Below are 15,134 nucleotides of genomic sequence, written 5' to 3'. Positions count from 1 at the left end.
TACGCTCCCTTATCTGGAGAAACACATGAAGGACACTCTGCTCACCCTGTCCAGCGCCGGGCACACCTACCTGGCCGCCGGCAACGCCCCGGGCGCGACCGCGGGCGCGACCGCGGTTCCCCAGCCCAAGTCAGGGGCGCCCAGTGAACTCGCCGACGCGGTCAACGTCGTCCTGGGCATCGCCGCCTGGGCCGGCACGGCCGCCGGCGTGGCGGGCGTCCTCATCACCGGGATCATGATGGCCGCGTCCATGAAGCGCGGCGAGGGCTCCGAGCACTTCAGCCGCCTCGGGATGGTGCTGGGCGGCTGCGTCCTGGTGTCCACCGCGGGCCCCATCGTGGCGTTCCTCTTCTGACCCGGCCGACCACAGGAGAGGCCGTCGACGTGATCGGCGCGAAACGACACAAGGACCCGGTCGCCGGGCCCTTCTACAAACAGCGGGGCTGGATAGGTTCGGCACTGTTCCTGGGCTTCTTCTCGGTCATGTCGCTGGTGGCCTTCGCGGTGAACCCCGAGGGTGCCGAGATCGCCGCGGACAGCCGGAGCGAGACACTCGCCGGGCTCGGGGGCCCGCTGTCCCCCGGCGATCCGCAGCGGATCCGGACGGGGCCGGACGGCCGGCCGCGGGACTGCCGCACCGACGACCGGGACACCACCCGGCCGGCCGCGGCGCCGGCGGACGTGACGTGGCGGCAGTTCGACGCCGTCATGCTGCCCGTCTCGGCGTCGTCCGGTCCCCTGCACACCGACGCCACCATGTGGTGGTGCTTCGCCCACACGCCCACGGGCGCGGTGCTGGCGGCGCACACCATCCCCGTGCAGCTGAGCGGCGCCTCCTGGCGGATCGTCGCCGAGCAGCAGGTCGTGCCGGGGAAGTCGCGCGACGGATTCATCGCCGAAAGGACCGCGGCGGGGAGCAGAGACCCGCGGAAGAACGCCGTCGGAAGGTTCGCCGGTTTCTCCGTGCGGTCGTACTCGGACACCTCCGCGACCGTGGGGCTGCTCGTCACCAATCCCCTGGGGGGATATCTGTCGACGACGGTGTCCGTGCGGTGGCGGGACGGCGACTGGAAAGTGGCTCTCCTGAAGGACGGGTCTCTCTATTCTTCCGTGCGACGGGCGACCGCGGACGGCTTCATCATGTGGGGTGCGTGACATGTTCCTGGCCGTCGCGGGCGAGGGATGCGAAGGGGGCGTCGACTTCCTCGGGATGTTCGGCGACCCCATAGGCGAAATGATCAAGATGGTGGCCAAAATCATCATCCGGGACGCCATCGCGATCTTCATATCCGTGCAGGACATCGATTCGACCGATGACACGGCGTCGCAGAAGATCAGCAATCAGACGCAGTGGCTCACCGTGTACCTCGCGTGCGGTTCGATCCTCTTCGCCGCCGCCAAGATGGCCCTGGACCGACGCGGCGAAGCGGGCCAGACCGTACTCAAGGGGATCGTGCGCGTCATCCTGGTGAGCACGGCCACGACCGCCCTGGTCGGCACCTTCGTCACGCTCATGGAGCGGTACGCCAAGTTCCTCCTGCAGGGCAGCCTGGAGAACCTGATGGGGGGCATCAACTGCAACGGCGGCATCCCGGACATGCTGCTGCTGGTCATCGGGTGCCTGCTCATCATCTCCGGCATCATCCACGCCCTGCTGATGTGGATCCGGCTCGGCGTGATGATCGTTCTGATAGGCACGCTGCCCATGGCCGCCGCCGCGTCCATGACGGACTGGGGCAGCACGTGGTGGCGCAAGCACATCGGCTGGCTGATCGCCTGGCTGCTGTACAAACCCACGGTCGGTCTCGTGCTGTACTCGGGGGCCGTCATGATCAACTCGTCGGAGGAGCACAACCCCGTCGACACGCAGATCGCGGGCATGGGCTTGTTGCTGCTCTCGGCCGTCGCCCTGCCCGCGCTGCTGAGACTGATCGTCCCGGCGACCGCCGCCCTCGGCGGCGACGCGGTGGGAAGCACCACCATGGGCCTGGCCGGCGGTATGGCCTCCGGGGCGAGATCCCTGGCCGACTCGGCCGGCCGGAGCGGGGAGGGCGGTCCCTCCGGGGCCCACGGCCCGTCGGGCTCCGGAGGCGGCGGCCGCCCCGCCGAGGCGTCCGGTGGCGGCGCCGGGGGCGGCTCGGGCTCGACGGGCGGCGCGTTCCCCTCCGCCGGGTCCGCGGGCGGCGCGTCCTCGGGCGCCGGCAAGAAGGCCGCCGCGGCGAATCCCGCCCTCGCCGCCGCGGTCATGGCCGCGGACGTGGCCGGCAAGGTCGCCAAGGGAGTCGCGGACGTGGCCAGGAGCGGGGTCGAGGACGCCAACCGCAGGGACGAGCGCTGAACCGCCACCGGGCCGGCGCCGGCCCGGAGTGACCTCGCGTGTCCCGGCCGCACGGCGGCTACGGCCGGGACGCGCCCCGGACTCCTCGGGCACGCGCCACGACCACCCGCGCACCGTTCCCGGGCTCCAGCACGAAAACCCCCGGAAGCCCCCGGAAGACCACGGAATACCGCGGAAGACCACGGAAGAGAAACAGGTGATCCATGTCCACCCCCACCGCTGTCGCGGACCCCACGTACGGGAACTGGCGCAGGCCCAGGCGCCCCGGCTTCGGACCGTTCGGTCTCGTCGGCACCGTCGCCCTGTTCGGCGGGCTCGTCGTCGACCTGCTGGTGTCGCTGGTCTCCTTGCGGCTCACCGTGGCCGTGCTCGTCGTCCAGTGCCTCTTCCTGCTGCCGCTGGCCGTGCGCACGCAGGACGGACGCAACGTCTACCAGCTCTTCGCCGTGCGCGTCGGCTGGTTCCGGCGCAGGGCCAAGGGCTCGCACACCTACGTCTCGGGCCCGCTGTCCCGACGGCCCGGTGGCACGTTCCGCCCGCCGGGGCTGCTCAGCCAGGTCAAGGTCCTGGAGGGCAGGGACGCCTACGACCAGCCGTTCGGGGTGCTGCACCACCGCAGCCGCAACCTGTACACCATCGTGCTCGGCTGTGAACCCGACGGCGGGTCGCTGGTCGACCCCGACCAGGTGGACACCTGGGTGGCGTCCTGGGGCCAGTGGCTGGCCCGGCTGTCCAGCGAGCCCGGCCTGCGCGGGGCCTCCGTGGTGGTGGAGACCGCCCCGGACACCGGCTCCCGGCTGGCCAACGAGGTGCTCCCGCGCATCGCCCCCGACGCCCCGCCGGCCGCGCGGGCCGTGATGGAGGAGGTGGTGCAGCGCTATCCGAGCGCGTCGTCGGAGATGCACACCTACCTCGCCCTGACCTACGGCATCGCCGCCGGCCAGAAGCGCAGGACCGAGGACATCCTCACCGACCTGGCCATCCGTATCCCCGGCCTGCTGCAGGGGATCGTGGGAGCGGGCGGCGGTCCCGCCGCCCCCCTGTCGGCCGAGCGCATCGCCGAGGTCGTCCGCGTGGCCTACGACCCGGCCGTGGCCGGGGACGTCCTGGAGGCACGGGCCGTCCACGGCGGCACGGGTCTGGAGTGGGACGACGCCGGTCCCGCGGCGGCCGTCGAGAGGGTCGACGCCTACCAGCACGACTCCGGTGTGTCGCGGACCTGGATGCTCACCCTCGCGCCCCGCGGCACGGTACGCGCCCAGGTGCTGCGCGGCCTGCTGGAGGACGCGCCCGGCACCCGCCGCAAGCGGGTGGCCCTGCTGTACCGGCCCATCGACCCGGCGACCTCGGCGCGCATCGTGGAGGCCGACCGGCGGGCCGCGCAGTTCATGGCCACCTCCAAGCGCGGCATGGTGCAGGCGCGCGCCGCCAACGAGGTGCGCGCCGCGGAGCAGACGGCGGTGGAGGAGGCCACCGGCGCCGGTCTGGTGGAGTTCTCGCTCATGGTCACGGTCACGGTCGACTCGGACGCCGAACTGGAGGACGCGAACGTGACGGTCCGCAACCTGCTCGCCGGAGCGCGGCTGCTGATGCGTCCGGCCGACCGGATGCAGGCGGCGGCGTTCAGCTGCACGCTGCCGACCGGGATCCTCCCGTGGGAGCACACCTTGGTGCCGCGCGAACTGAAGGAGGCACTGTGAGGACCAGGAAGACGCACGACCGCGGCGGCGGCGCCAAGGGCCGGTACGAGGACGAGGACGACGTCCCGATCACGTACAAGGACGAGGGCCCGGTGCCGACGAGACGCGACGGGAAGAAGGCGGGGGCCAACAAGACGGGGGCCGGAAAGAGGCCCGCCGGGCCCGGTGCGCACAAGGAGGTCCTGGCGCCCCGGGGCGGCTGGCCCGGCCCCGGCGGCGGCCAGGTCGCCAACATGGACCCGCCGACGATGTGGCGGGCCACCACCGTGCAGGCCTGCGGGCTGTGGCCGTTCGCGGCGGGCTCGGGGGCGCCCATGACCGGCGTCCCGCTGGGCCAGCACCTCTACACCGGGGCGACGGTGTGCGGCGACCCGCTGTCGTGGTTCACCCGCGCCCACTACATCTCCAACCCCTCGCTGTTCATGCTCGGCATGCCGGGCCTGGGCAAGTCCACCCTGATCAACCGCATGCTGATCGGCCTGGCCGCCACCGGCGTGGTGCCCCTGGTGCTGGGTGACCTCAAGCCCGACTACGCCGACACCGTGCGCGCCCTGGGCGGCCAGGTCATCTCCATCGGACGCGGCATGGGCGGCATCAACGTCCTGGATCCCGGGGCGATGGGCGCCGCCGCCCGGCGGATCGGCGGCGAGGCCGGGCGGGTGCTGCACGCCGAGACCCACGGCCGGGTCCTCAACATGGTCGCCGCGCTCGTCACCATCGTGCGCGACCGTCCCATGGACGACCACGAGCAGTCCGTACTGTCGGCCGCCCTGCACCACCTGCGCGAGCGCACTCCCCCGGACCGCGTGCCGCTCCTTCCCGACCTGGTGCGCATCCTCGTCGAGGGACCGGACCGGGTGCGGGCGGTGACCCTGGACCGCGGGGACGAGAGCCGTTACCGCGACGCCGTCGATCCGCTGCACCGCTCCCTGCTGGGCATCCTGGACGGCCCGTTGGGCGACACCTTCGCCTCCGAGACCTCCACCCGCATCGACCTCGGCTCACCCGCGGTGTGCATGGACATCTCCCGGATCGGGGAGGCGGACACCCAGCTCACCGCGGCGGCGATGCTGGCGGCGTGGTCCGACGGGCTGGGCACGGTGGCCGCCTCGCACGCCCTGGCGGACGCCGGACTGGCGCCCCGGCGCTGGTTCTTCACCGTGCTCGACGAGTTGTGGCGGCCGCTGCGCGCGGCGTCCGGGATCGTCGACCGCATCGACGCCCTGACCCGCCTCAACCGCACCCTCGGCCTGGGCGACGCCAAGATCACCCACACCCTGAAGGACGCCGAGTCGCTGGGCTCCGACACCGACCGCGTCAAGGCGCGCGGCTTCGTCGAGCGGGCCGGCATGGTGGTGGTCGCGGGGCTGCCGCGCCAGGAGATGGAGGAGCTGGGCCAGATCGTGGGCCTGTCCCGCCGGGAGATCGACCTGGTCTCCTCCTGGTCCTCGCCGCCGGGCTGGGCTGCGCACGGGGACCGCGAGGAGCCGCCCGGGCGCGGCCGTTTCCTGATCAAGGTCGGTGGCCGGCCCGGCATCCCCATCAAGGTCGCCATCACGGACACCGAACGGCACCTGCACGACACCAACAAGCGCTGGGCGCCGAGCAAGCCGGCCGGCCTCTCCAAGTCGGCATCGGGCGGAGGAGGGATCTCGTGACGGACACGGCCGCGGTCAGGAGGGCGATCCCATGAGCGGCGCCGAGGGCAAGGGCCGGATGTACGGCAGTGAGCTGGCGCCGTGGGCGATCGTCCTGGTGATGGGCGCCTTCATGGTGCTCTTCGGGGGTGTCTGGCTGGGCGGGAGCCTGGGCGCCGCGGTGACCGGCGCGGGCTGGGAGCCCCCGCCGTTCGCCCTGGCGACGTTCGCCGCCCTGGTCACCGGCGGACCGCGGGAGCTGTGGCCGGGCGCGTCACCCGTCGGGGTGGCCGCCGGGATCGTCCTGCTCTACGCCGTCGCCGTGACGCTCGGCGTCCTCGTGGCCCGCAGGGTGATGCGCTACGTGTCGAAACCCAAGGGACTGGCCACACCACGGGAGCTGGCGGCCATGGGTCCGGCCGGCATCGCGGCGCGCGCCCGGGAGCTGCGTCCCTCGCTCAAGGGCCGGGAGCACCTCCACCCCGACGAGACCGGCAACCTCCTCGGCGACCTCGAACCCAACGGCCCCGAACTGCGCTCCTCCTACGAGGACGTGGAGCTCGACCTGATGGCCCCGCGCGCGGGAAAGTCCACCGGCATCGCCGTCCCCCGTGTGCTGCGGGCGCAAGGGGCGGTCCTGCTGACCTCCAACAAGTCGGACGTGTACGCCGTCACCCGCGCCGAACGCGCGAGGACCGGCACGGTGTGGACGTTCGACCCGCAGGGCATCGCCCACGCCCCACGGGAGATGTGGTGGGACCTCCTCGCCGACTGCCACAGCATCGAGGGCGCCCGCCGGCTGGCCGGGCACTTCGTGGCCTCCGTCAACGACGACCAGTCGAAGAAGGACTTCTGGATCTCCGCCGCCCAGAACACGCTCACCGCCCTGTTCCTCGCCGCGGCCCGCGGCGGGGCCTCCGTGCCCGACCTGCTCACCTGGCTCGCCGACCCCGCCGACCGCACACCGGTCGACCTGCTGCGGGACGTCAATATGGACGCCATGGCCGAGCAGCTGCAAGGCACGGTCCGGGGCGCGGTGGAGACCCGCGACGGCATCTACGAGACCGCCCGGCAGTGCGTGGCCTGTCTGCTCGACCCCGAGATCCTGGCCTGGGTCACGCCGGACCCGCACCTTCCGCAGTTCAGACCGGACACCCATGTGCTGGGCCGGGACACCCTCTACCTGCTGTCCAAGGACGGCGGTGGCTCGGCCGCGGGTGTGATCGCGGGACTCGCGGACGCGACGATGCGCGCGGGGGTGGTCGCCGCCGAGCGGATGGGCGGCCGGCTCGATCCGCCGATGACCGCGGTCCTCGACGAGGCCGCCAACGTCTGCCGCATCTCCGACCTCCCCGACCTGTACAGCCACTTCGGCTCGCGCGGTATCAACGTGGTCACCCTGCTCCAGAGTTACCGCCAGGGCGCCCGGGTGTGGGGCGAGGCGGGCATGGACGCCATGTGGAGCGCGGCCACGATCAAGCTGCTCGGCGCGGGTCTGGACGACGCCGACTTCGTGGAGAAGATCTCCAAGCTCGTGGGCAACCACGACACGCGTACGGTGTCGGTCTCCAAGGGCAAGGAGGGCACCTCCCGCTCCTACTCCTACCGGCTGGACCCGGTGCTTCCGGCGGACCGGATCAGGGCCCTGCCCAAGGGCACCGCCCTGCTCCTGGCCACCGGGGTGCGGCCCGCCCTGATCCGTCTGCGTCCCTGGTACAAGGAACCGAACGCGGGTGCCGTCTCGGCCGCGGCCAAGGCGGAGGTGGCGGCCATCACCGAGCGGGCCGCCCGCTCGTGGGCGGGGCACACCGGGGCCGGGGACGGGGCCACGGACAGCGTGAGCAGGTGGCGGAGGGACGCGGTGCCCCTGCGCAAGGGCACCGACGCGTAGGGAGGACGCGTAGGGAGCGGGGCTGCGTGACGCCGCGTCGTCCGCCCGGCGGGCGGGCGACGCGGCGTCGGGCGCGGGTCCTCCAGGGGGCAGGCCTCGCGGCGTCCGGCGCGGGTCCTCCAGGGGGCGGGCCTCGCGGCGTCCGGCGCGGGTGCTCCAGGGGGCGGGCCTCGCGGCGTCCGGCGCGCGTGCTCCGGGGGGCCTTCCGGCCGGAGGCCGGGGCGCCCCTTCAGGGCTTGCGGGCCAGCGTCGCCGCGCGCAGCAGCCACTCGACCGGGCCGTACCTCACCCGCCGCAGCGACCAGTGGCTGACGCGGAGCTGGAGCGCGTACAGGACGAGGCAGGCCGCCAGGACCGTCGACGTACCGTAGCGCCCGTACCGGGCGAGCCCGTAGCCGGTGAAGACCAGGGCCATGACCAGCGACTGCGTGAGGTAGTTGGTCAGCGCCATCCGGCCCGCCGGGGCCACCGCGCGGCCGAACCGCCGGCCCTGGCGGGTGTCCAGCCAGAGCAGCAGTCCACCGGCGTACGCGGCGGACAGGGCCGGAGCGGTGAGCACGCCGACGGCCGATCCGACGTGGTACCAGCGTGAGTCCAGCGGCCCGTTGCGGCAGAGGGCCATGAAGACGCTTCCGGCCAGCCCGACCGGCAGGCCGAGGACGACGAGACGCACCATCCGCGCGCGGTACCGGCCGGGATCGGCGAGCACCCCGTGCCGCCCGGCGGCGAGACCCACGAGGAACGCCGCCATCATGTCGGCGCCGTAGACGATGTTCCAGACCAGCCCGTCGCGCAGTGCGCGCAGATTCGCCTCGACGACGGAGCCGGGACCGCCCCGGCGGGCCGTGGCCGCTTCGTCGACCGCGGCCAGGACGTCCTGACCGCTCACGGGCTCCGCGTACGCCAGTACCAGCAGGCCCCAGACCAGCAGCGACACCGTGACCGAGGCCACGAGCCAGGCCGCGACGCGTACCGCCGTGCGCGGCGCGAGGTCCCTCAGCGCGAACAGCAAAAGGCTCAGCACCGCGTAGACCATCAGGACGTCACCGGGGAACAGCAGCGCCCCGTGGAGGACACCGAGCAGGAACAGGCAGCTCAGACGGCGCAGGTGCCGGGGGGCGAAGGCCGCTCCCGCGCGCTCCGCCGAGGCCCTCTGCAACGTGAAGCTGTAGCCGAACAGGAACGAGAAGAGCAGGTAGAACTTGGCGCCGGCCAGGGCGGTGACCAGCCATCCGGCCACCTCGTCGGGCCACGACGCGACCAGCCCCTTCCCGTGCGGTTCCACCTGCGGTCCGGCCATGAACTGGACGTTGACCAGCAGGATCCCCAGCAGCGCGAACCCGCGCAGGACGTCGACCGCGTGGACGCGGTCTGGCCACGGGGACGGGGCCGTCGCCGACCGGGCGGATGGGCGGGTCGGCGTGCGGGGCGAGAAGCGCAAGGGGGGCCTCCGTGGCCGGTACAGCGGTGACGGGTCCGCGACGGGCCTGTCCACGGCTCCTCCGCCACCCGCGGTCCGGAGGGTCACTACGGGGCGGGGCCGGGGAGGGTTCAGCCCCGTCCGACCGGGGCCGACGCCCCGAACGGCCTCCTACCTGCCGGACCTCTTGTTCTTGGGCGGCTCGGGGGACGCGGGCCGACTCGTCCGCGGCGGCGGACTCGACGAGCGGCTCCACTGCGACGCGGCACGCTTAGGGTCCTGCTGGGGCATGAAGGACCGCACGTCCTGGACGGGCGGCCGAGGCGCGGGAGGCCGGCCTACCGCCTCGCCTATGTCGATCGGGGTCGAGTCCCGGTCGTCGTCCCAGACATGAACCGCTGCCGACGGCTGCGCCACGGGGGCGTTCCCGTTCTCACCTCCCGCACGGTGACCGTCACGCACCAGCCGGGCCGGACCCGGCCGAAGCCTTCCCCCCGGCGGCCACTCCGTGGACTGTCCGGCCTCGTACGAACCGGTGTTCGTGGGCACCTCGGGGGGCCGGGCCATGCTGCTGTCAGCGGTGTGGGCCAGCATCTCCGCGACCGCGGCGGCCACCTTACGGACCAGGTCATCCGCCTGAGACGCTGTCAGCGGGTCACTACTGGATGACGGACGTGCCGCGGCACGGTCCGGCGCCGGCCGCACGGGCGACTGCGGGATCGCTTCCTGGCCCTGCGACGGCCGGTGCTCGACCGCCCCACGGCTCCCCCTCGCCCGCCATGCGATGACCCCGCCCGCGGCCATCAGCGCGAGTCCGACAGGTGGCGCCGCGGCCATCACCCCGGCGCCGGTGACGAGGAGAGCCACGCCGCCGATCCGACGCCCGGCCGGTGAGTTGGCGAAGGCCCCGGCCCTCGAAAGGCCGGACCGTACGGCGCGTCCTACCCTGCCCAGGCGACCGGAGGGTTCTTCCTTGCTGGGTTCTTCAGCCACGGTATGTCCTGGTCCTCCTCGCCAGTGCGCGGAAATGGAAGCACCAGCTCTGATCACCGTTCCGCAGGGACAGACCTCTTGCCATCAGCGTTCCACGACCGCACTTCAAGAAATACACCGGCAACAACGGACAACGCGTGGATCTGGTTCATCGAGCCGCTCGGAGACTGCTCAAGGTGTTTCTGGCCCGTTCCCGCATGGCCGGGACCGACCGAAGCGCGGATTGCGGAAGGTCCGCTGTGATCAGCGCGAGTTCGGCGGGCGTCCCCACCTCCTCGAAGAGGGCGAGTCCGAGATGAGCGCCCGCACGCGGGGCCGAAGCGAGCATGGAGCGGAAGAACTCGGTCCAGGACTCGTCGGACACATGCGCCGTCAACGCCGGTAACAGCAGCGACTCCTCGTGGTCGAGGTGCGTGTGCAGCAGATCACGTAGAGCGACTGCCGCCGCGACCAGTTCCGGCTGGTCACCGTGGCCATGGCACGGAACGGCGTCGAGTACGTCCAGGGCGGAATCCAACGCGTCGTGTTCAGCGCTGAGGTCGATGAGCCACATCATCTCCGCGGGATCGGCGGAGATCAGCTGAGGCCAGAGCACGGCATCCTGCCGATCATGGTAGTGCCGTAGAATCCCCACCACGAAGCACCGCAGTTCCGTCAGGCTTCTCGATGGCACAGGGCCGCGCCGCATCGCATCGATCAGCAAGGTCGTCGCAGAGCGCTGAGCTTTGTTCAGCAGTCGCATCTCCGTGACGATCCGGCGTTCGGCTGTTTCGCTGCTCAAAACGGAGTCCATCCCGCTTCAGAACTTTCTTTCTCAAGCTTTACGCACTTCGAGGACTCTGCAGATCCTTCATGCGGCGGCGCCGCCCTTCATTGTTGTCCCGCGTCACCGCCCGGTTCTACCCGTCGAGGTGCCCAACAGTGCTCAGCACTGCTCACGCGTGACCGAACAAGACCGGACACGACTGACCCGGTGACGTCGGCGATGGTGCGGTGGACATCGACAGACGGCCACGGCGGTGCGTGAATCAGGTCGGTCGCCCAGTGCGCAAGATACCCGCCCATTATGCGCGACTCCGTCGGCCGACGATGACAGTGGCCCCATGCCCGGGAACTCACCTGCTTCGCGGCCCGGTTCTTCCCGCATTTCTCACCGGAGCGTTCGATACGACGCCGGGGGACGCGGCGGACCTCACATCAACAGGACGACCAATTTTCCCGAGCACTGCCATTCCGTCGGGCGACAGCGGGTTCTGCGGACTGCGTGCGACGTCAGGATGATTTTGCTCGATCCACCTACGCGCCACTTCCGCATCTTCTCTGAGATCGCTGTTTTTTCCGAATCCGCTGTCTTCTCCGAAGTCGCCGCTGTTCCGGGTCTGGTGCGGTGAGTATCTTTTCGGAGCGTTCCTTGCAGGCTCCGGCGACGGAGGGGTGTCCCCCTTGCTGCTCGCCTGCCGAGGTGTGGGCGCCTCCTTTCGGAGGATGTCCTGAACCAGGTCCTCTATCTTAATTTCAGTTCCCTCGATGAATGCTTTACCGAGGGACAGGTAGTCGCCGTGCTGGTGTTGCGGAAAAGATCTATAGGCATCCCCCCTGTTGGCCGCTTGCCGAAGTTTGGGCGCCCCCTCTCGGGTGATGTCCTGACCCAAGGTCTCTATTTTTTCTCCAGCCTCCTCGATGAATTTTGTACTGAGAGGCAGGTCATCGTTGTGCTGGCGCCGCAGAAGGTATCCACTTGACTTCACCATGGACCAGATATCCTTGCCGAGCTGCTTTTTTTCCTCTGCGCTCAACTGCTCGACCGCATCGGAGTAACGAAATCTCCCGGCAAGTCGCCTGAACCGCTCCCCCTCTCGCTTGGAAAACACTTCCAGCGCTTGCACAAAACGCCCCTTCGGCTTTTCCGGAACTGGCGGGCCCTGGAAAAAATCGGGTATCGCCCGACCTTTTTTCGACCGCAACTCCTCTCGTATCAGGCCGGCAGCCAACACCGAAAGAGGAAGGCGCGAGTGGGCGTAACGGGGTGCGTCAGGCAGTTCGTGATCCAAGGGTGCAGCCACAGGCCACCTCTCACGTCGTTCGGTTCGGTTCGCTGTACTACGCAAGACGGACGACGACGGTTCATGGAAGTCACCCTTGCCCCGATGTCGGTCCTGCCTCTTCTTGTGGTGCAGATGATCAGTCGTCTGGCGTGGTCGTCGGGGCAGAGGGCGTCCATGCTCTCGCTGGACAGGCAGCGGCGGGGAAAGGCGATCCATCCGCGTTCGTGCAGGTGACGCAGGAACTGGGGCCAGAACGCTCCGGTCTCGCTGTCGCCGGCCATGATGCCGACCACTTCGCGGGCGAGTTCAAGACCATCTGCCGGACGTAGTGATTCAAGCAGGTGAAGCAGGTCATGCCGGGACAAGGCCACCGTGCACCCCTGGAGTCGAACATCCCGTTCACTCCGGACAGTCGCACGGTGGCCTGCCGGTCGAGCAAGGAATGGTCATCGGCAGACGGCACACCCGCGGGAGCGGAACCCGCGCACTCAATCACGGAGACCCCTTCCACCACACAACGGGGCGCCATCCCGAATGATCAGCGGCTGCGGAAATCCGGGGGAGGCGCTCGTTCAACATTCCCTCCCATGGCCGCGAATCCTGTCGTGTCCGACCTTTTTCAGGGTTTTCGCCCTGTGCGGGATGTGTTTCCTGGCTGTACCTGATATGAGCGCTGCGCTGAGGGATCGGAGGGGTGGGTCGAGTAGGGGATGCCTGACGGGGGGGTATGGGTCAGGGCGTAGAAGGCGGTCGGGTTGTGCAGGCTGGAGGGAGCGAAGGCCGTGTTGGGAGCAGGGAAAGCGTCTACTCTATAGAATAGATCCAGCACAGCATTGGCCAGAATTATATCCTTTTCGTCACATTGCTGCCTCTTGAGTTCATCTTCTAATTTCTTGCTCAGCGCAGGCTGGTCGAAAAAATCCAGGTCGGGATCGATGAGGAGCCGCACCTGCTCCCCGTAGTACGGCGTCGGCTGCGCGGCCGTGTCATCGATGGCGATCACGACCACGTCGAGGTCTGCTCCCGATTCCGGTGCCAACACCTGAGCGTCCACCGCAATCCTCATTCCTGGCGGGGGCCGCTCCGGCAGCAGGTAGGGCATTTCCTGCCGGTAGGTGGCGTAAATATCAATGGCAGCGTTTTTCAACTGCTCCATGTCGCGAAGCATCTGCGCCACGGAGGCCGCCCAGGCGTCGGCGGGCATCTGCACCGAGGGAGCCATGTACCCCATACCGGTGCCGGGCATCTGCGCCCCGGGACCCTGCTGCCCCGAGGAGGGCTGTGCGGGTCCAGCGAAAGGGGGGTTCTGCGGCATACTCGCGGGCACAGTCAGCTCAGGAACGCCAGAAGGCGCTGCGGTTTCCCTCGCATAGCTCCGAAACGACGCCATCCACATACCATTTTTCAGGGTGAGGCCCAGATCCAGTAGTTCCAGCGCCTCCTCCAGATTCGCATTCGGCTTGTTCTTCCACCCTCTATGCGTCAAGTCGTGAACCACTACGCCGACGTTGACCCTCTCACCCGTATCGGGCAAAATGACAAAATCACCTATGGCCGGCATGGTGGGTTTTTTCCAATTTCTGATCCCGGCCGCGTACTTGTCATCGTTCCGTGGCGTGTAACTCTTGCGAATCGGCAGTCTCCACCTTCCATCCGGGCCCCGCACGGGGACCAGATGCTCGTCGTAATTCCTCATTGCTTCGAGCAGTTCAGGACTCAGCTCAGTCGCTCGTCCTCCGTTTTCACTCCGCTCAGTCGCTCGTCCTCCGGCTCTCCTCTTCCTTCTCAAGGTCCCCAGCAGGCTGGCGAGGGGATTCGGTTTGAGTTGCCCGGTTTCCGGGTCCATGACCTGCCGGGGAATCGGGGCGCCTTTGGGTAGCTTCCTGAACATTTCCGCGTACTGGGCGTTGGTATAATGTGGCACGGGAGGCTTCCTCCTAGGTCGGCGTACTTGATTCCTCTACGACTCCCACTCCGCAACGGTTCACTGCGCCCGGACCGGAGGCCCATCCGAGGAACAGGGCCTCGAGGGCAGGGGCGTTGCGTGTAGTCGATCTGTCCCGGTTGATCACGTGATTCCGAGGGCTGTCAGGGGTCGTTGTGGGTCACGGGCGGTGTAGCGGCAGGCGGCGGCGATGTCGGTGTGGTCGTCCTGGCAAAGCACGCTGATGGCGAGGTTGCGCAGGGTGGCCATCACGCGGGGCAGGCTGCCGGTGCGGATGGTGGAGGCGTCCTCGGCGAAGGTCGTGTCACGGACGTGGTGGAGCTGGTTCTCGATCTTCCAGTGACCGCGGATCCAGTCCTCGATCCGGGCGCCGGATGCCGCGCCGGGCGGGAGGCCGGTGACGAAGTACAGCCGCTCGATCGTGAGCTTGCCGCTGGTCAGGTCCTTGCGCCAGCGCATGATGCGCAGAGCTTGGCGGGCTCCGGGGACAGCCGCCCTGAAATCCTGGAGGCTCCCCCGCAAGCTCCGCTGCTCCACCACCCGCATCACCTCGCTCGTCCAAGTCCTCCTCGCCTTACATCTGGCCGGCTCAGAATGAGGTGGGAAAAGGCTCAGTGGACGAAACCGCCTCAGCTCCCACCACCGATGCGGATCCAGGACCACCGCCAGCCGCCTTCCTTCTACCCCGAACCGACAGCAGCAGGAACACGGCCCCACCCCACCCCCGTCCCGAAAACGGAGCACATTCCTCCGTACGAGGCGGCGCACGTCCGTTTGTACGCCGACACGCGTCGGCCGTCAGCGCGAGGAGTGTCACGAGTGGATGCCGCACACCTCGCGGATCGCGCGGGTCCGGGACCTGTGTGAGGCGTTCCAGCAGCCCTGGAAGCTCACTCCCTGACACTTCCGGATGAGGTCTGAGCTGGTCAAAGACCGGGAGGGCAGAAACGACGCAGCAGCGGGCACGAGCAGTCCAAGATCACAGAGCGTAAGGAACTCCCTGGTCATGAACGTGCGTGTCGGCCCTGCGTCGGACCCTGCCCACCACGACGACGCCGGCGACCGGGCGTGAGCCGGCCATGCCGAACCCCTGGGACCCTGCTCCCCGGATGTGCCTCCGCTCCGGGCGCAGTGAACCGTCACGGGGGTGGAAGTCGTAGAGGGA

At 69.4% G+C, this 15,134-nt stretch carries 11 protein-coding genes and 1 pseudogene; 7 read left to right on the top strand and 5 right to left on the bottom strand.

The window, feature by feature from the left end:
• Positions 1 to 25: 25 nt before the first annotated feature.
• The 6 genes from ACY1JF_RS13705 to ACY1JF_RS13680 all read left to right on the top strand — a co-directional run bounded on the left by ACY1JF_RS13705 (position 26) and on the right by ACY1JF_RS13680 (position 7,566).
• Entirely contained in the window at positions 26 to 355 is a 330-nt protein-coding gene (locus ACY1JF_RS13705) for a hypothetical protein (RefSeq protein WP_462705355.1), read from the top strand.
• A gap of 29 nt (positions 356 to 384) precedes the next feature.
• Positions 385 to 1,155, top strand: coding sequence for a hypothetical protein (locus tag ACY1JF_RS13700; RefSeq protein WP_462705354.1), 771 nt, complete (start codon positions 385 to 387; stop codon positions 1,153 to 1,155).
• A gap of 1 nt (position 1,156) precedes the next feature.
• Positions 1,157 to 2,338 carry a hypothetical protein gene (locus ACY1JF_RS13695; RefSeq protein ID WP_462705353.1) on the top strand — a complete coding sequence of 394 codons (1,182 nt, stop codon included), beginning with the start codon at positions 1,157 to 1,159 and terminating at the stop codon, positions 2,336 to 2,338.
• A gap of 203 nt (positions 2,339 to 2,541) precedes the next feature.
• Positions 2,542 to 4,038 (top strand): SCO6880 family protein, encoded by a 1,497-nt coding sequence (locus tag ACY1JF_RS13690; protein WP_462705352.1) that lies wholly within the window; start codon positions 2,542 to 2,544, stop codon positions 4,036 to 4,038.
• 233 nt (positions 4,039 to 4,271) lie between these two features.
• Positions 4,272 to 5,696: an ATP/GTP-binding protein gene (locus ACY1JF_RS13685; protein ID WP_462705459.1), complete on the top strand. Its 1,425-nt coding sequence runs from the start codon at positions 4,272 to 4,274 to the stop codon at positions 5,694 to 5,696.
• 31 nt (positions 5,697 to 5,727) lie between these two features.
• A complete protein-coding gene (locus ACY1JF_RS13680) occupies positions 5,728 to 7,566 on the top strand; it encodes a type IV secretory system conjugative DNA transfer family protein (RefSeq protein ID WP_462705351.1) in 1,839 nt (612 codons plus the stop codon).
• 229 nt (positions 7,567 to 7,795) lie between these two features.
• Here the strand turns inward: ACY1JF_RS13680 and ACY1JF_RS13675 are convergent, their stop codons facing one another.
• From ACY1JF_RS13675 to ACY1JF_RS13655, 5 genes are all read right to left on the bottom strand, one after another.
• Positions 7,796 to 9,007 (bottom strand): DUF418 domain-containing protein, encoded by a 1,212-nt coding sequence (locus tag ACY1JF_RS13675; protein WP_462705350.1) that lies wholly within the window; start codon positions 9,005 to 9,007, stop codon positions 7,796 to 7,798.
• A 1,120-nt stretch (positions 9,008 to 10,127) separates the two neighbouring features.
• Positions 10,128 to 10,772, bottom strand: coding sequence for a hemerythrin domain-containing protein (locus tag ACY1JF_RS13670; protein WP_462705349.1), 645 nt, complete (start codon positions 10,770 to 10,772; stop codon positions 10,128 to 10,130).
• Positions 10,773 to 11,094: 322 nt separating this feature from the next.
• Positions 11,095 to 12,042 carry a hypothetical protein gene (locus ACY1JF_RS13665; protein WP_462705348.1) on the bottom strand — a complete coding sequence of 316 codons (948 nt, stop codon included), beginning with the start codon at positions 12,040 to 12,042 and terminating at the stop codon, positions 11,095 to 11,097.
• A 601-nt stretch (positions 12,043 to 12,643) separates the two neighbouring features.
• The gene (locus ACY1JF_RS13660) at positions 12,644 to 13,948 is read right to left on the bottom strand and encodes a hypothetical protein (protein ID WP_462705347.1); all 1,305 of its coding nucleotides are present in this window, start codon (positions 13,946 to 13,948) and stop codon (positions 12,644 to 12,646) included.
• Positions 13,949 to 14,092: 144 nt separating this feature from the next.
• Positions 14,093 to 14,428: a hypothetical protein gene (locus ACY1JF_RS13655; protein ID WP_462705346.1), complete on the bottom strand. Its 336-nt coding sequence runs from the start codon at positions 14,426 to 14,428 to the stop codon at positions 14,093 to 14,095.
• A gap of 31 nt (positions 14,429 to 14,459) precedes the next feature.
• On the opposite strand from ACY1JF_RS13655, the pseudogene ACY1JF_RS13650 reads away from it, so the two are divergent.
• A pseudogene (locus ACY1JF_RS13650) lies at positions 14,460 to 14,567 on the top strand (IS5/IS1182 family transposase); the annotation flags it as partial.
• Between the last annotated feature and the right edge of the window lie 567 nt (positions 14,568 to 15,134).

It is taken from the genome of Streptomyces sp. SYSU D01066-1, from assembly GCF_054956795.1.
The sequence above is the reverse complement of the archived record's forward strand: the minus strand, read 5'-3'. Positions and strand labels throughout refer to the sequence as shown.